Annotated in this window: 13 protein-coding genes; 10 read left to right on the forward strand and 3 right to left on the reverse strand. The window is 46.8% G+C overall.

Annotation, left to right across the window (positions count from 1 at the left end; translation table 11 throughout):
* Positions 1-4: 4 nt before the first annotated feature.
* From FRZ06_18765 to FRZ06_18785, 5 genes are all read left to right on the forward strand, one after another.
* Complete coding sequence (locus tag FRZ06_18765) at positions 5-1,012, forward strand: sugar ABC transporter substrate-binding protein (protein QOX65245.1); 1,008 nt, start codon at positions 5-7, stop codon at positions 1,010-1,012.
* 298 nt (positions 1,013-1,310) lie between these two features.
* A complete protein-coding gene (locus FRZ06_18770) occupies positions 1,311-2,033 on the forward strand; it encodes a response regulator transcription factor (GenBank protein ID QOX65246.1) in 723 nt (240 codons plus the stop codon).
* A 19-nt stretch (positions 2,034-2,052) separates the two neighbouring features.
* Positions 2,053-3,372, forward strand: a complete 1,320-nt coding sequence (locus FRZ06_18775; protein ID QOX65247.1) for a sensor histidine kinase — start codon at positions 2,053-2,055, stop codon at positions 3,370-3,372.
* Positions 3,373-3,489: 117 nt separating this feature from the next.
* On the forward strand, positions 3,490-3,714 hold the full coding sequence (locus FRZ06_18780; protein ID QOX65248.1) for a hypothetical protein: 225 nt from the start codon (positions 3,490-3,492) through the stop codon (positions 3,712-3,714).
* A 61-nt stretch (positions 3,715-3,775) separates the two neighbouring features.
* Positions 3,776-9,601 (forward strand): hypothetical protein, encoded by a 5,826-nt coding sequence (locus FRZ06_18785; protein QOX65249.1) that lies wholly within the window; start codon positions 3,776-3,778, stop codon positions 9,599-9,601.
* A gap of 135 nt (positions 9,602-9,736) precedes the next feature.
* Here the strand turns inward: FRZ06_18785 and FRZ06_18790 are convergent, their stop codons facing one another.
* From FRZ06_18790 to FRZ06_18800, 3 genes are all read right to left on the reverse strand, one after another.
* Complete coding sequence (locus tag FRZ06_18790; GenBank protein ID QOX65250.1) at positions 9,737-10,255, reverse strand: phospholipid methyltransferase; 519 nt, start codon at positions 10,253-10,255, stop codon at positions 9,737-9,739.
* 77 nt (positions 10,256-10,332) lie between these two features.
* On the reverse strand, positions 10,333-10,845 hold the full coding sequence (locus FRZ06_18795; protein ID QOX66013.1) for a DNA gyrase inhibitor: 513 nt from the start codon (positions 10,843-10,845) through the stop codon (positions 10,333-10,335).
* Between the two features lie 212 nt (positions 10,846-11,057).
* A complete protein-coding gene (locus FRZ06_18800) occupies positions 11,058-14,654 on the reverse strand; it encodes an S-layer homology domain-containing protein (GenBank protein QOX65251.1) in 3,597 nt (1,198 codons plus the stop codon).
* A gap of 309 nt (positions 14,655-14,963) precedes the next feature.
* Between FRZ06_18800 and FRZ06_18805 the strand changes: the two genes are divergently transcribed.
* Genes FRZ06_18805 through crcB form a run of 5 tightly spaced genes read left to right on the forward strand, consistent with a single transcriptional unit; the run spans position 14,964 to position 18,144 of the window.
* Positions 14,964-15,656, forward strand: a complete 693-nt coding sequence (locus FRZ06_18805) for a hypothetical protein (GenBank protein QOX65252.1) — start codon at positions 14,964-14,966, stop codon at positions 15,654-15,656.
* A 14-nt stretch (positions 15,657-15,670) separates the two neighbouring features.
* Positions 15,671-16,669: a GGGtGRT protein gene (locus FRZ06_18810; protein ID QOX65253.1), complete on the forward strand. Its 999-nt coding sequence runs from the start codon at positions 15,671-15,673 to the stop codon at positions 16,667-16,669.
* Positions 16,670-16,726: 57 nt separating this feature from the next.
* A complete protein-coding gene (locus tag FRZ06_18815) occupies positions 16,727-17,362 on the forward strand; it encodes a DUF190 domain-containing protein (protein ID QOX65254.1) in 636 nt (211 codons plus the stop codon).
* 22 nt (positions 17,363-17,384) lie between these two features.
* Positions 17,385-17,777: a fluoride efflux transporter CrcB gene (locus tag FRZ06_18820; GenBank protein ID QOX65255.1), complete on the forward strand. Its 393-nt coding sequence runs from the start codon at positions 17,385-17,387 to the stop codon at positions 17,775-17,777.
* On the forward strand, positions 17,770-18,144 hold the full coding sequence (gene crcB, locus FRZ06_18825) for a fluoride efflux transporter CrcB (protein QOX65256.1): 375 nt from the start codon (positions 17,770-17,772) through the stop codon (positions 18,142-18,144). Before FRZ06_18820 ends, crcB begins: the two co-directional genes overlap by 8 nt.
* Positions 18,145-18,168 lie beyond the last annotated feature (24 nt).

Consider the following 18,168-nt stretch of genomic DNA (forward strand, 5'->3'; position numbering starts at 1 on the left):
AAGTATGAAGAAGTTAAGGGTAGGAAGAAGAATGACGAGAAAATTAACCACCGTATTATTAGTACTGGCCATGACCCTCTCGCTCTTATCCGGGTGCGGCGCCAGTGGGGAGGCAGGTGGCGAAGCAGCAAAGGATGACAGAGCGGTTAAAATTGGCATCCTTCAGAAATCACGTTCTGACCAGTATCAAATTCTATTAAACGCAGCTCAGGACACCGCATTGGCGGAACTGAAGTCTTCCGGAAAAATTGCGAACTTCTTACAAGTTGACGCTGACACCGATGTTCAAAAGCAGCTCAATCAAGCAGATGATATGATTGCCATGGGTGTCAGTGTCATCATCATGAGCCCGGTGGATGCCAACGGATGCGCTCCAATTGTTGACAAATGCAAGGAAGCGGGCATCCCAATTGTAATCGTTAATTCGAAGACGAGCAATGTGGAGGATGCCACCGCCTTTGTGGGTTCCAATGATGTGGAAGCCGGTGAGATTATGGGTAATTTTATAGCCGATCAATTGGGCGGTAAAGGGAACGCAAAGGGAAACGTCCTGCAATTGGAAGGAGACATCGGCAACTCTGCTCAAATCGATCGTGACCAAGGGTTAAAGAACACGATCTATAAGGAAGCGGGGGTCACAGTCCTTGAGTCATTGAGCGGCAAGTGGCTCCGGGAAGAGGCCATGCGCATCACAGAAGATTGGCTTCAAAAATATCCGGATATCAGTGCAATCGCAGCGGAAAATGATAATATGGGAATGGGCGCGCTGAACGCTGTTATTAACGCCGGACGAAAGGATGATATTGTGATTGTCAGTGTTGATGCTATCGAGGATGCCAAGCTGAGTGTTCAGGCAGGCGAACTTGATGCTACCGTTCTGCAGGATGCAAACGGGCAGGGGACAGGCAGCGTTGATGTTGCATTCAAAATTGCCAGAGGAGAAGCATACGAAAAAAATACAAACATTCCATTTGTGCTGATTACCAAAGACAATGTGGATCAGTATTTATAGGAAATTAAAAGGGATTTCTATATCAGGCAGGAAGAAAAATTCGCAGCCATTTCATTTCTAATGCGATATGTGATCCTAGATTCTCCAAACGAAAGGATGGGAGGCTTTAGCAGCCTTCCATCTTTTGCTAGTCAAAGCCGGTTTTGAGCTAAATTGGTAAATACGGCCGGTTTTCCAATTTCTCAGGCGTGTAATATCTTGTCAATGGAAGCTATGGTGTGTTAAAATATTCAACGAATCTTGGCGTTGCATTGTAACGCGTTGGTGACGATATGGATCTGAAAGGAGGGACAAGCCGATGATTCGCATTGCAATCTGTGATGACGAGCCGCAGGAGCTTGAGCAGGCTGGCAGTTTTCTCAAAAAATACGCTTATGAACATCCGCAATATGAAATGAAAACAGATTTTTTCTCCGTACCGTTAGAAATGCTCACTTATATTTCGGAGAATGGCGGATTTGATGTGCTGCTGCTTGATGTCTATCTGCCGGGTATTCTCGGCACGGATGCGGCGCAGGAGCTGCGAAAAATGGGCGATAACTGTCAGATTATCTTTGTGACCACCTCACGGGACCATGCGATCGATGCTTTTTCGTTAAATGCTGCGCATTATTTGGTGAAACCTTATTCCGAAAAAGAATTCTTTGCGGCATTTGACAAGGTGATCGACAACCTTGAAAAGAGGGGCGGGGCATATATTGCCGTTAAATCATCTGATGGCATCAGCCGCGTTGATCTGGACAAGCTTATCTATTCTGAAACCAATAATCATCTGCAGCGCTTATATCTGTCAGACGGCAGGACGATCGCGGTGCGCAAATCCTCCGCGGAGTTTTATGAGCTGCTCGCTACAGACCCGCGCTTTTACAAATGCGGCAGCACGTATATCATAAATATGGATTATATTGTTGAACTTTCATCCAAGAGCGTTGGTTTTTCTACCGGCGTTAAAATTCCTATCCTCAGCCGAAAATATACAGATTTCAAAAGACAGTACATGGATTACGTTTGTAATCGATGAGGGAGAGGGTCATATTCATATGATTACATATACAGTAATACTTCTGCGTTTTTTGCAGACGGCTGCTTATATCGGCCTATTTTTCTTTTTTCTAATAAAGCTGAAAGAACCGATAAGGAAGCGAATTGCAATCACCGTTGTAATTTATATTGCAGTTGCCGGGGGATATTTTGCCTTTCTACTTATACACGGTCAACAAATCGCAGAACGCCTGATTGTACCCGTCGAAATCGGATTATGTCTGATTTTGCTGATCATTTGCTCCGCGGACAGATGGGCGGTATCGCTTTTTGTCATGTTCACTCAGTTTAATTTATATCTTGGAGTCTGCTATATTTCCGATCTGTGCGCCTCCGAAAAATCTGTACTCGTATACAATACTGAATATTTGATATTCCGCACAGTGCTATTCGGAGCTCTTTTGTTGTGTGTGTTTAAAATTGTTCGCCCTCGCTTTCGCAAGCTGGTTGAGATCCTGGGAAAAGAGTGGCATTTGATTGCTCTTTTGGCCATTTCTTTTTATGTTCTCGAAGCCGTTATTCTTTATTGGCCACGTTTCTACTGGTATGAAACGGACTACCGATGGTATCTGTTTGCAAGCTCATATCTGGTGTTTTTCAGCGTTTACTGGTTGATTTTTCGATCGATCAATGCCATTGTGCAAAAGTATGAGGGGCATGAGCGGGAAAGCATCCTTGCTCAGCAAAACAAGATGTGGGAGGAGCAGTTAGAGGAGCAGAAAAATGCCATTAGCGCTGCCCGTCGTGATCGCCATGATCTTCGTCATCATTACGATACGCTCTTAGCAATGCTTGCGGGTGGCAAAACACAGGAAGCGGTTTCCTACTTGAATGCTCAGACGCTGAGAACAGAAAGCGCGGTTCTTACCAATGTGTGTCAGCACCTTGCAGCAAATGCCATCTTGTCAAGATGGGCGGCGAGGGCAAGGGAGAACGGCATTAAAACCGAAATCGACGCAAGGATTCCTGCGAATCTCCCGATGGATGATGTTGCGCTGGCCGGCATTTTAGCCAATTCCTTTGAAAATGCCGTGGAGGGCTGCTTGCGCTGTCCTGAAGAAATGGAGAGACGGATTGTTATAAAGATTGCATATTCCGTTTATAACGGAGCCGGAAAGCTTCACATTGTTTTTGAAAACTCATGCGCTGATCATATTGCCTTTGAAAGCGGTTTCCCAAAATCTCAGAAGCAAGGCGGCGGGACCGGGACAAGGAGTATCAGTTACACCGCTGAAAAGTACAATGGTATGGTGGAATTTACTGCTGAAAGCAATGTTTTCAGGACGCGCGTTCTGCTCCACTTGCAGGGACAAATCTAAAAAATCGACAAAACACGACATTTACGCCAAATATCCTGCAATTATGCCACGACCGGTTTTCGGTCGTGGCTTTCTTGTATAATGCAGTATGAAATATTGGTTTTAGGAAGTGATTTTATGATGAGAGAGCTCCGCGTCAGAACCGCAGAGGGAAAGAAGGCGGACGACAGCCTTGGAATAGGACGCAGCGACTTCTGTGACGCTTTTGAACAGGACCCAGACCGGCTGTTCTCCGCTCGGGAGTGCTGGTACTGCAAATATGGGGATTTTGGCATTTTGACCGAGCATCCCACGCAAAAGGGCGTATGCAGATATGAGACGACAATGAATGACATTTCTTGATTAACGTGTAAAACAGCGTGTGGATGATTTGAATGTTCATCGGACGAAAAAAACAGGAGGAATGGAAGGAATGAAAAAAAGAATTTTAAGCATTCTGCTGGTGGTGTGTATGGTGGTTAGTTTACTGCCGTGCTTTGCCGTAACTGCAATTGCTGCGGGTGAAGCAACCTTGCTCGTAAACACCTCTGCTGTAGATGACAGCGCAGCTCGCGGAACGGGTGCAAGATATAAAACCCTTGCAGGTGCGGTTGCCAAGGCTGTAAGCGGCGACACAATCAAGCTCGAAACTGATTGTGTGATCGATGCAACCGTAGTGATTGAGGGTGTAACGCTTACCTTTGATCTGAATGACAAACTGATTACGTGCAGTGTTGATAATTCCCATTATACCAATTATGCAATTAACGTGGGAAGTGGCGGAACCTTGACAGTGACCGATACAGCAAACGGTTCGGGTAAAATACAATACCCTTCACCAATTGCGGTCACGTCCAACGGAACAGTAAATGTCGCGAAGGGTACGATAGAAGCAATATCGGAAGGATACGGTCCGGCAATTCAATGCAACAACAGCGCAGGCACCGTTAATGTCTCCGGGGGTAAAGTAATTCTTGATAATGGAGGATACGAAGGCTATGGTGCAATTAATAGTTTTGGAACGGTAAATGTTTCTGGTGGAGACGTGGTTGGAACAGGGGCCACTCCGGCAATCAAAAGCGTCGGAACAGCCAATGTATCCGGCGGTTATATTAACTCATTGAATTCTTTGTCCGGAAGTACAGCCAATATTACCGGCGGAAATATTGGAGTATTCCGTATTATTTCCGGTGGAACAGCCAATGTTACAGGCGGCACGATCAATACAATCTATAATGACGGTACATTGCAAAATCTTAATTCGCAATCCTTAAGTTTATACATTTTCACAGGCGGTGACCCTAACGTGGCAGTCACATCGATTTCAGTGACACCCGCTTTGAGCTATACCTATGGCTTAAACGATGTAAAAACCGATAGTGAAGGTAAAATTTATGCTTGGCTGCCGGCAGGAATAACAAATGCAAGTGTAACTGCCGGGGGAAAAACCATGACAATTGATTTTAGAATACGCGGGGAAGAAATCACTGGCTTAATACTACCTTATCCGGGCGGGTATGGGCAAATGTTTGATTTCCAAGGAAACGGTTATTCCGGTCGAGTAACATGGTCTCCGAGTGCTACCCCTTTTCTGCCTGGCACGGTATACACGGGAACATTTATCCTTACCGCAGTTGACAGCTACACCTTTACAGGAATGACAGGAGTCTTTACGGTCAGCGGAGCAACGTCAGTTACTGCATCCGATAATACCGGTAAAACGCTTAAATTGACTGTTGTTTTCCCGGAAACACCATCGCCCCAACCCGTCACGGTGACAGTGAAAAAGGATGGGACTGTGTGGGCAGGTCATGGGAAAAGTTTAGCGCTGTATAAGGATGGTATCAGCACCTACACGCTGAATAGCAGCGGATATAATGCATCAGTTCTTCCGGGGACTTACGATATTTATGAGGGCACGGCCGATACCGGGGTGGATATCACTGTAAGCAAAGGCGGTGCCAACTCCGCCACGGTAAATTATTACTCGGTGACGTTTAAAAGCCAGGATGGCAGCACCACGCTGAATACGCAAACAGTGCTTTCAGGAAAAAACGCTGTCTATGGCGGGACTACGCCTAGCAAAGCGGCCGATGCACAATATTCCTATGCATTTTCTAAATGGGTGGCAACGGTAAATGGATCTGATGAGGCAGCGCTTAACAATATCACATCAGCACATACGGTATTCGCCTGCTTTACGCCAACTCTCCGAAGCTATACCGTTACTTGGAAAAAAGACAGTTCCACAACGATCGATACAACAACCGTAGACTATGGCTTAACACCTTTCCACGTTGCTCCGACCAAGACCGGTTTCAGCTTTGCCGGGTGGACACCGGCTCTCGGAAGCGTTACAGGTGATGCCATATATACCGCCAGCTGGACGGCTGATCCATACAGCATATCTTATGTCCTAAACGGAGGAACAGTTGCAGCACCCAATCCTGACAACTATACAATCGAAAATACTGTTATTATTTTAAATAATCCCACCCGTACTGGATATTCATTTGTTGGCTGGAGCGGCACTGATCTGACCGGAGCCGCAAATCAGACGGTAACAATCCCTGCGGGCAGCAACGGAGCTTTGTCCTACACTGCCAATTGGAAAGCGGATGCACCGCCTGCACCACAAGCAAGTATCGTAACTGCAAGGACGGACAAAAGTATTACCATAGCCGTGGAGAATGGCTATGAATACAGTTTGGACGGAATGATCTGGCATAGCGGCACAGGCAGTTATACCTTTACCGAATTAACTGCCGCACAGCCCTACAGCCTTTTTTGCCGCAAGGCAGAGGTAACCGACCTGGACAGCGCTTCTGCGGCAAGCGACGCGTCCGATGCTTTGGCTGTGATTACAAAAAATGCCGCACCCGCAGCGCCGTCATTTACCTTCGAAAGCATTACGGCAAACAGCGTAACCATATCAACAGTGGCCGGTGGCGAGTACAGTAAGGATGGAGGAGTAACCTGGCAGGACAGTAGTCTGTTCACCGGACTCTTCGACGCTACAAAGTATCACTTTGCTGTGCGCATGAAAGAAAACGATACTACTGTAGCCTCCGCAGCCTCCGCAATAACGGATCAGTACACCGCGGCAGCGATTCCTTCGACAGGAGAAGGATACACGATTAACTACAGCACCGGGACGATTGGTATTACAAGCGGTTACGAAGTGAGCACAAGTATTGATTTCAGTACATTGTTTGCAAATGGAGACTCATTCACTCCTGGCATAACTTACTATGTGCGAAAAGCGAAAGATACTGGGACCACCCCAGATACCCCCGCGTCCGAGGCAGTCATCTTCACTGTTTCTGCTAAGCCGGATGCACCGTCTGACGGTGCGTATTCCTATGATTATACGAATGAGCAGATCCTATTCGGTGACGATTACGAAGTATACACCGCAACTTCCGGCGGCAATGCCGTAACGAGTGACAGTACGGCAATCACGCCGGGCAGTATATTATACATTCGTGTAAAATCTACCGATTCAGCACCGGCCAGCGACTGGACAATGATCACCGTTCCTGCGCGTCCCGCAACGACGGGCCTTTCCATCAGTACGAGCAGGACCGATACGACCATCACGGTGACTGAAATTCCCGGAGCAGAGTACAGCAATGATGGAGGAACGACATGGCAAAGCAGTAATGTGTTTACCGGTCTTAATGCGGATACGGATTACAGTATCACGGTTCGCTATGCAGCTGATGATGCGTTTGCCAGTGATGCACTCACTAGCGTTACCGTAAGAACAAAGGCTTCCGCCGGTGGCGCGCCTTCCGCACCTTCGGTAAGCACGCAGACCGATCATGCGATAACGATCGATACGGTTGAAGGCTATCAGTACGCGATCACCACAAGCGACACCGCACCGACAATCTGGGGAGCCGCGGAAACAACAACCGGAACAAAGACCTTTTCCAGTCTTTCCGCAGCCACACGCTATTATATCTGGGTACGTGCTGCGGAGACCGATACAGCAACGCCGTCAAGCGCAAGCCGTATCAGCGTGTACACCACGGCGTCAGTTCCGTCGGACGAAGGATATACGATCGATTATATTGCTGAAACCATCAACTATGACGACGGCATCTATGAAGTCACGGCAGATACTGTTGCGCTGCCTCTTACCATGATCGAGGACGGTGACAGTATCACAGACAATATTTCCGACTACGGCGACGCAGTGCAGACAATCTATGTTCGCGTCAAGGCCGTTGAGGATGGCGCACCTGCCGGTGCATGGGTGGAGGTCCCCCTTCCGGCAAGACCCGAAACGCCATCGGCCAGCGCTTCCAATGAAACCGCCGACAACAAAAACGACGGTCGGATATCCGGCGTAACTGAGGCGATGGAATGGAAGGCCGACGGCGGAGCCTATACCGCTGTCACGGCTGATCAGGCGTCAAACGGCATCACAGGGCTGTCAGACGGGACCTATTATGTTCGTTCTATGGCTGTCAGCGGCATCAGATTTAAGAGCGCTGAACAGAAAATCACCATTGCAGCGGGCCATACGATAACGGTTACCTTCCATTCACAAAGTGGAAGCGAGGTTGAACCTATTACCGGCAAGGCTTACGGCGACAGGATCGCGGCACCTGTTGACCCCATACGCAGTGGATTCTACTTTGCAGGCTGGTACAAGGATGTCTCCTGCACAAATCCGTGGACATTCACACTGGATGCATTGACAGAAGATATAACGCTCTATGCCAAATGGAGCTCTATCCCGGCCTATACTGTGACCGGCAGAATCGTAGACGAGACATCTGCTGCGGTGGTCGGCGCAACCGTGCGAATGATGCAGGGTGCGACGCAGTTCGGCATCACGGGCGTAACGGATGAACACGGCGATTTCACAATTGATAAGGTTCCAACTGGAATTTATAACCTTGTCATTACAAAGGGTGCTAAAACATCAATTATCAAAGTCGAAGTGTCAAGCGGGAATGTTGCCGTCGGCAATGCTGCCTTGCCGTCAGGCAATGCGAACAGCATTCTTGTTGTTCAGGGAAGCGGTACCCCGAATGTCGTTGTGGGAGAGCTGGAGAGAGAAGCGTATACCCAGCTTGCAGGTTCCGGTAATCCTCTTGCCGATAAAGTTGACATCACTCTGACCGTTGAGAAGAAGGATGCGGATGTGGCAGCAAACGGCAGCGAAGTTACGAGCGCCGCGGCAGCTGCGGGTAAGCAGGTCGGTATGATCCTCGCCATCGACGTGAACAAAAAGGTCAATGGGACCGATGATCCAACCTATAATCAAACGAGCGGATTGATCGAAATCAACATTCCTTTGCCAGCCGAGATGCAGGGCAAGGCGACATACGCCATCTATCGCTATCATGGTTCCGGCGTTGATACGATTACTGAAACGCCGAATGGAACCCTTGAACGAATTGCTATTGACCGCTCAAATTGGATCATCACGCTTTATGCGAATAAGTTCTCCACCTATGCGATCGGATATACGAATCACTCCTCTGGGGGCGGTGGAGGCACTGCATCCCCAGGCACCAAAGCAGCTGCCATTGAGAGTCAAGAAACAGTCGCTTTGCCATACTATGTTGTGAACGGCAAGGAAATATTTATCGGTTTTGCAAAGGATGCAGACGGAACAATGAAGTATATCGCTCCTGCAGGTGTGACGGTACTGTTTCGGAAAAACCCTAAGGATTTCCGCGACATTGCAGGTCACTGGGCGAAGGACAACATTGATTTTGTCACCGAGCGTGAGCTGTTCTTAGGCACAGGAGACGATAAATTCTCTCCGCAGTCGGGCATGACGCGAGCCATGTTCGCTACGGTAATCGGCAGGCTTTATGAGAGGTCTTACGGGGAACTTCTTAAAAAAGATGATTACAGCTTTGCTGATGTAGACAGCAATGCTTATTATAGAGCCTACATCGATTGGGCGTCGGAGAACAACATCATCACCGGAATCGGCAGCGGATTGTTTAAGCCCGATCAGGAAATAACCCGTCAGGAAATGGCGGCGATACTATACCGCTTTGCTGAATTCTTGCGCGTTTTGCCTTCGGGGCTAGAGAAAACACAGCTGCATTATCCGGATGCTGCGGGAATCTCATTCTGGGCTACGGAAGCAGCTGGGTACTGTCAGCAAACCGGAATCATCACCGGACGTTCAGGCGGAGACTTCGTTCCGCAGGGTACGGCGACAAGAGCAGAAGTCGCTGCTATTCTGCAAAGATTCATAGAAAGCTCAGTGAACTAAACCATAAGAAATGCGCCAGCTTTATCGCGTGAAGCTGGCGCATTTTTAAAGATCTCTTTAGAGCTTCGCACTCAAAGCGTGCGAAATATGACCAGCAAAAGGTCAAATGGTACATCTGTAGCAGATAAACCCCTTTTAGAGGTAGCGTCTCACTCTACTCATATAATTTCTGTACGCAACCCCAAATTTCTTGATGCACCATCGTTCTTCTGACAGAATGATCCAATGGGCAGAGAACTGGAATACCAAGAGTATGGCTAATAGAAGCAATGATCGGGTAAGCAGTACACAGCCTAAAAAGTAGACAAAAAAAGCAACATACATTGGGTTTCGGGAAATCCGATAGAATCCGTTCCTGTTGATGCCATTTTCAGCAGGTTTTGCGAAAGCCAATACAGATGCAGTGCACAGCAATATACCGAACCCGTATACTGCAATGCCTGTATAAAACCAATCGGAATCAGACCGAATCTTAAGGAAGAATAGATAGACAAAGAATACTGTATTTGAAATCTGATAAACCCAGTATGCTGCTTTTTCCATTCCAACCAGCGGGGCAAAGTAAGCAGCCCGTTTTAATCCGTCCTTGTCCAATACTCCTAAAAGGCCGAACCTGATCAGCAGCAATGGAATTAATAAAAGAGCTCCGTTCATTATGATTCTCCGTCTATCTTCACTCATCAATGGTATAAAACGAGTCATCGATTGAAATTAACTAATAAAGATAATGTTCAAGATATAATGGTTGATGAATCCACTGGAACGCAGATCTCGCAGAGATGCTGCGCAACCAGTTCAGCCTGATATCGTTCCAAAATTGGGCGAGTAGCGTCAGGAAGATATCCGTTAGCAGATAATAGGGAAAAGATATCGATCCAAGCCTGTGCCACCGCCTCTGCGGTATGACTCACGGTAAAAACAGCATACGTACCTCCGGAGAGTTCTCCATACTGGACATTGCCGCCAGCCGGGAGCTGTTTGTCATAAATTGCCCCGGTTACCAGAGGATATTCCTCGGGAAGGGCAATGCAAGCATCATAACGGCAATTTTCGCGTGCTGTTGTTTGCGGATTATCCTGTGGTATCCCAAAAATCACCGTTTTTTTGTTCATGAGACCGCCGTCCCTCGCCCATTGCTTCAGTTGTTCCATAGCGCGGATGTTTCCTTTTCCATACGCTCCGGTTTTCCTGATATAAGCAATGGGGCAAGGGTAAATTGTTTCAATTTTCATGTTTTCATTCATATTTGTATTCATGGTGTGGGTTCCTTTTTCTATTTTAGTGACCGGTCCTTTTTCACCATACAATGCTTTAAAATGAAATGCAAACAGTTTTTTAAAACTCTTGCGGTTCTCGTATTTTAGGTTTAAGGGTTTTGGTCTGGATATTACCTAAGGACAGAACAGGGACAGCCTGCTCTTGCCAGCCGAGGCTTGCAAAGATGCCGGATAAAGCGTTAGAGGCGGTTATTGATATTCAGGGTGCAAACGTAGTTTTCGCCTGTATTGGTATCCCGTACCGTTAGGGCAAAGTCCAAACTGCCGCCTGTTATTGAAATACTGGAAATATCAATGGTATAAATCGGATTATGCGGATCTGTTGTGTCAACATTTTTAACCAAATCAGCAGGATCGCTGCTGATGATCTCTCGACCCTCTGGCAGTATAACGGAGAGAACCTTTTCTGTTTGATAGATGGAGGCAGGATGACTGCTGTAATCTGAGGGGTGTGTCAAGTCAACTATGCCCCAGCCTTTTCCTATATTTTCCTCTTGAATCTGAATCTGCCCAAATCCATAAATGACATCGTTGTCATCTTCATCGTAGACATACATCACGAGATAGCGGCCTGCTTTAATTTCGTCATTCCCAGCCATCGTGTTCAACACGCCAGGACCTGTTTTTACACCGGAGATTTCATCGATCCGGGTTCCAGGCGCAGGAGCGGTGGTACTGCTGTCGCTGCATACCTGATAGCCGTAGCTATAACTGTTATTAAAACTTCCGCCGTCACCAAGCTGGAGATTCTTTACATAGAGCATGCCGTAGATCTGATAGTTTATGTTGCTGGCGTCACTTCCCAGTATGATGGATAGATCCTTGTATATCTGCTGATTGTCAACCGGCTGGTCTGAGAATGACTGCAAAACAGCGCCATCAGCCGACATTGTAGTACCAGAAGCGTATGTGACAAAATACGTATAATCTGCTCGGAGATCCCCCCTTGTAGTCAGTATGATCATCGAAGGATCATTGGGATTTGATACGGCGGAAACAAATTTTTCGGTATTTCTGTAACCTTCGTCTGGATTCCGGCTTTTGCCATATAGGGTAAAGTCTTTTGCATCGATTCCATTTTCGCTCATAGCTTTGCTGAATTTTAGCAGAATCACTTTTGTATCAGCCTCTGTGATGACTGCACTTTCAAGGGAAGGAGCCGTCAGAGCGGGTACAGAGCGATCCAAAACAGTAACGGCAGCTAGTCTGGAGGCAAAATTGCCATCCATTGATTTCAGCCTGACAAAATAAGCGCCGGGAAGAAGTCCTGATATCTCAGTTGCAGAGGCAGCGGCATCCGTCCAGGAGGAAGCAGTAGACAGCTTATATTGATACCCCTGGTCTGAATCGAGTCCGGAGATGATGCCGTCAGCGCTGCTTGCTGACGTCGCGCCAGAGGCTGACAGACCGATGGGTGCAGAAGGTCTTAATGGGAGCTCGATATAAGCCGCGGCACTCTTCGTTGATTTGATCCGAATGTAGAGGCCTGCGGGATAATCGGAAGGAATCATGTCGCTCAAAGAATTCACAGCAGACAGATCTTTGTCGCTATTCCAGATAGCGGCATGATAATTTTCGTCGGACACATACTCCATTGTACTGCTGTTGTAACCGGAAATTGATTCATTGATCGCATCAATGGATACGTCCGGCGCGTTGGGCAGGATGGAGATGGTGCGGCCGGCTTCCCCTGCAAGCGTGCCGTTTAGGCTCACTCTCATGACAATGGCATAAGCTCCGGCCGAATCGAAAAAGTCAGGTGAATTGCATGAAATGGAAAAGCCGTCAAGCTGAAACGCTTCAAAGGTACTTTTGGTGAAGGGTTGGGATGACAAGAGGCTTCCCGAAGTACCTTTTACCAGGTTAAAGGCGATGATGTCATAAGTGTATTCGGAATACAGGTCAGGGTCCAGGGATTGATTATCATAAGCAATCAGAGGAAGCCCTTTCGTTCCTGTTCCAAAATCACTCAGTGGATAACCCCGCACGGAATATTCGTACAGTTCAATTTCTGCATCGATTACAATATCGGACTTTGTTGCAGTTACTGTTCCGACAGTGATTTTTACCGTATAGGTATCATTGAGAATACCGCCGTAGAGGGTAGTGTTGATCTTGCCTTGAACAATGGGGATATCAGAATAAGTGTAGGTGCTTTTATCTTTGCTAGGAGTAGCAGCCATCGCCGTTGCTTCATAGGATGCGGCAGAACCTGCAGGATGGGGCGGTGCTGAGTTTTTTCCGGTTAAAGTAATTACTGCTGTAGCGTTGGATGCTGCATTGCTGACATTTGCGGTAATCGTAACGATATTAGAGTTTTTATTTGCACTGACATTCAAATCTGAAATCTTTATATCAGATGAATCGCCTCCGCCGTTATTGCTGTTTCCACCACCGCCGCCGGATGATGACCCCGGTGTGCTTACAGTGCTTCCAGATGCCACAGGCTTGCCGTTGTTTGTAACGCCTTTGACGCCAGGACCTGCGGTGACTGTTGTGTTTGGAGTTTCAACTCTTACATCATTCGCGTTGGCCAGTACAATCGGAACACGTCCAGCGCCTGTTATGCCTGCGCCGACAGCGTTTTTTGTAGCTTCAATACTGTCTACTGCCCCAGCGACCTGAGCCTCTGTTTTTTCGGCATCCAGCTTAAGCTTACCAATGGAAGAGGAAGCACCTACAACGATTTTGGAACCTCGACCAGTGACTGACACCGTTCCAATATGGGCATTATTTGCGGTTACAGTAATCCCTTCCGCCATGACAGAAATACTGCTAACAGTACCTTCCACAAAAACATCGTCAGAACCGTCATCAATCTCGATCACCTGTATCTTTGAATCCTCCGATACGGTTACCCTTACTTTTCCGTCGCTTCGGGCGAGAATCAGCGAGTCTGCTTCAGAGGCACCGATGATCTTGATGGAATTTACGCCTCCGCCTCGCACCAGTATGCGGCCTGTCACTGTTACACCGTCCAATGTGGCGTTTCCATCACCGACACCGTCTCCGATGATCAGATCCCCGTTTATGGTTACACCTTTTAGCGTAACCTCTGCGGCGTTGATCATAATATTTCCGTCTGGTACCTTTGTGACCGTTTGGGAATTTGTAATATAGCCTTTTATCATGTTATCCATGATTTGGGCGAATTCGGCACGGGTGATATTGGCAGCAGGATTCAATTTGCCATTTGTGCCGTTGATATAACCGGCAGCAGCAAGAGCTGACACCGAGGATTGCGCCCACGAAGACACAGAGGATGAATCACTGAATTTGCTCAGGACAGAGCTGCCTCCTGATGGAAGTCGGAATGCTCTTGCAAGCACTGTGAATACTTCCTGACGGGTGACAACACTTTCTGGAGAAAGCTTGCCCCCGGTGCCTTGGAATGTTCCCATGCTTACCGCTTTGGCCATTTCATCATAATACCATGCGCCTTCCTTGACATCTGCAAAAGCTGCAAGAGACGCCTTTTGAGAGCTGCCGAAGGCTCTGTTCAGGATGGTCGCCAGCTGTGCTCTGGTCAAATGTTCCTGAGACATAATTTTTCCGTCTGAGCCGGTAAGCAGTCTGTTGCTTACTGCCTTTTCCATTGCCGCTTTTGACCAGTCGTTTGGAATGTCGGAAAACTGGGGCATTTCGGCGGAGGCAATTTTCGGCAGTTCGACCATTAAATTGTTCGACGTTTCAGCTGCCGCGATTGTTGGTGTGATCCCCAGGATCATAACCAAGACCAATAAAACCGATAACATTTTTTTTACTTTCATTTCCATTAACCTTTCTTATTCAAATTCGGATTTCATTTCACTTCATTTGATCTTCAACTTGCTGATTCAAGTATATCGCAGCTTTTTTTTGATGGATATCACCCGGTGGGTGAACCTTTATCATAAATAGTGAGAACCTTAAAAGGATAATAGTAAAAAACTGTATTGAATGTATCGCATGAAGATGGTATGATTACCATGTAATGAGATAATTGACAGGCGATGGAGTTCGCCTAAACTGCAGTTTTGCTAATGACTCCTACAATTGAGAATTTACTCATTGTAGGAGATTTTTTTTGTTATGGAGAAAGAATCATGAATTATTCAAATGAAGTTCAAGAAATGGTGTGTGTAGCAAAGGGCGCGAACCATGGCCCTGCGCCGATTCCGCAAGAAGGAAGGTGGACACAGGCAAAAGAGGTAAAAGATATCTGCGGATTGACTCATGGAGTGGGTTGGTGTGCGCCGCAGCAAGGTGCCTGTAAGCTTACCTTGAATGTGAAGGATGGAATCATTGAAGAAGCTCTGGTCGAGACTCTGGGTTGTTCTGGAATGACGCATTCAGCAGCAATGGCTGCCGAAATACTGCCGGGAAAGACGATCTTAGAGGCGCTGAATACTGATCTGGTATGCGATGCGATCAATACCGCGATGAGGGAATTATTCCTGCAAATCGTCTATGGAAGATCACAGACTGCGTTTTCCGAAGGCGGCCTTCCTATAGGTGCAGGCCTGGAGGATTTGGGAAAGGGCTTAAGAAGCCAAATCGGGACAATGTATGGCACTCTGGCAAAAGGTCCAAGATATATGGAAATGGCAGAGGGATACGTAACCCATATTGCGCTTGATGAAAACAGTGAAATTATTGGATATGAATTTGTTCATCTTGGGAAGATGATGGATATGATCAAAAAAGGCACCGACGCCAATGAAGCTCTCAAAAAAGCGACTGGGAAGTATGGCAGATTTGATGAGGCAGTAACGGTCGTTGACCCTAGATGCGAATAAGGGAGGAAAATCATATGGCACTTTTTGAAAGTTATGAAAGAAGAATAGAACAGATCAATGCTGTTTTGAAAAAGAATGGAATAGGATCCCTGGAAGAAGCAAAGATAATTTGTGATGGTAAAAGCATTGACCCATATAATATAGCAAAATCGATCCAGCCCATCTGCTTTGAAAATGCCTGCTGGGCGTATATCGTCGGTGCTGCACTGGCCATTCAGCGGGGATGTACGAAAGCCGCGGACGCTGCCGAAGTGATTGGTGAAGGCCTTCAGGCATTCTGCATTCCAGGCTCCGTCGGTGATGACCGGAGGGTTGGGGTTGGGCATGGAAATCTTGCCGCAATGCTTCTGCGGGAAGATACGAAGTGCTTTGCTTTTCTTGCGGGACATGAATCCTTTGCCGCAGCAGAGGGAGCAATCGGAATTGCCAAATCAGCCAATAAGGTCAGAATAGAGCCTTTACGGGTTATCTTAAACGGACTTGGAAAAGATGCAGCACAGATCATTTCCAGAATCAACGGGTTTACATATGTACAAACGAAGTTTGATTACGGAACAGGGAAATTAAATATCGTTCGTGAAATTTCCTATTCTCAGGGCGATAAGGCAAAGGTTCGCTGCTACGGAGCAGATGATGTCAGGGAAGGTGTTGCTGTGATGCATCATGAAAATGTGGACGTATCCATCACTGGAAATTCAACAAACCCGACGAGATTTCAGCATCCGGTCGCCGGAACATACAAAAAGGAATGTTATGAACTGGGCAGAAAATATTTCTCTGTGGCCTCTGGCGGTGGAACAGGGAGAACGCTTCACCCGGATAATATGGCGGCAGGTCCAGCTTCTTACGGCATGACGGATACCATGGGCAGGATGCATTCTGACGCTCAGTTTGCAGGCTCCTCCTCGGTACCGGCCCACGTGGAAATGATGGGATTTCTGGGAATGGGAAACAATCCTATGGTGGGAGCTACTGTGGCGGTTGCTGTAGCCATAGAAGAAGCAATGAAGTAAAAGAATTGGATGGAAGCGATCATACGATAATATTAATGATTTGAAAGGGGTTTTCTGATGACTGATTATTTAATGCGGATCGTGGTAAATGAGCAGCAGCAGGAGAAAAAGGAACAAACCTACAAAGCAATATTATCCTATCTTTGGGAACAAGGTGCACCCGGCGCTACGATGCGCCGGGGAGATGCAGGAATTGATAATGAGGGTAATCTAAGATTTGACTTTCTGGAGGATATCTATTACAACAACTTACCGATCATTATCGAATCGATTTTAGACGGAGCTGTCATACAAAGACTGGAGGGAGGATTGAAATCATTGGTTAAGCATGGTCAGATCAGCATATCGAAAGGCTTTGGCGAAGCCGATTTCAATGGACAGGAATACTTCATCGTCAAGGTGTATACAAGCGAAAAGAAAAAGCTGCTCAAAAAAGAGGAGTATGAGAAGATATTGTCTTTCCTGCGCTCCAAAAATGTCATATGGGCTACCGTTACAAAAGGGATTGCAGGATATGGCAGGGATCATGTTATTTACAGCCAACATTTGTTTCCGCTGAGCGAGCATATGCCGCTGGTTGTTGAGTGTATTGTCGATAAAGACAATCACTCCAGCTTGATCGAAGAATTGAGGCAACTGATAACTGAGGGTGCTGTGATCAGCCTGCCTGTTGATCTAATTCTTAATCGGTAGACTCTGGGGAGATTTGATTTCAATGTACTATTTCTATATCGCTATATTTGGGGGACTAGGAGCAGCTGCCCGCTACTGGATCAGCAATGTTTTGGAAGCAGGGCTTTTTCCTTATAATACCCTTTTGATCAATCTCGTTGGATGCTTCCTTCTAGCGGTTATCTTTCGCTATCTAGCTACTTTCCCGAGAATTTCCAGTCATTTGATTACCGGCATTGGCACCGGATTTATTGGCTCCTTCACCACCTTCTCCGCTTTTAGCCTGCAAACGGCTCATCTGATTTTGGACAAGCACTATCTGCTTGCGGTGCTCTATCTAGGAGCCAGCTGCTTCGGCGGACTTCTTTCCGCAGGACTTGGTGTTTTCGTCAGTAATAAACTGATTGCAAGAAAGGAGTCTAAGGAGGATGAGTAACTATCTTATGGTTTTGGTAGGAGGCTCCTGTGGTGCAGTGTGTCGTTTTGCACTATCTTCTATCATAAAAAGGCTTCTCTCTACAGAATTTCCGATTGCAACGTTACTGATTAATGCCATCGGTTCCTTTTTTATTGGGCTGCTGATGTCGGCCCACCCGGGCGATTTTCATCAGCTTTTGCTGGGTACTGGTTTTATGGGTGGCTTTACCACCTTCTCAACCTTTCAATATGAGAATATTTCTCTGCTGCAAAAGAAAAGTTATTTGATCTTGTCGTCCTATATCATATCTTCTTTTGTATTATGCATCCTGCTTGCTCTTCTTGGACTGCACCTTGGCGGATCTGCAATATTTTGGTATAATTGAAATACATTCGTTAATCACTTTTTT

It is taken from the genome of Clostridiales bacterium (assembly GCA_015243575.1).
Lineage (GTDB): Bacteria > Bacillota > Clostridia > Peptostreptococcales > Anaerovoracaceae > Anoxybacterium > Anoxybacterium hadale.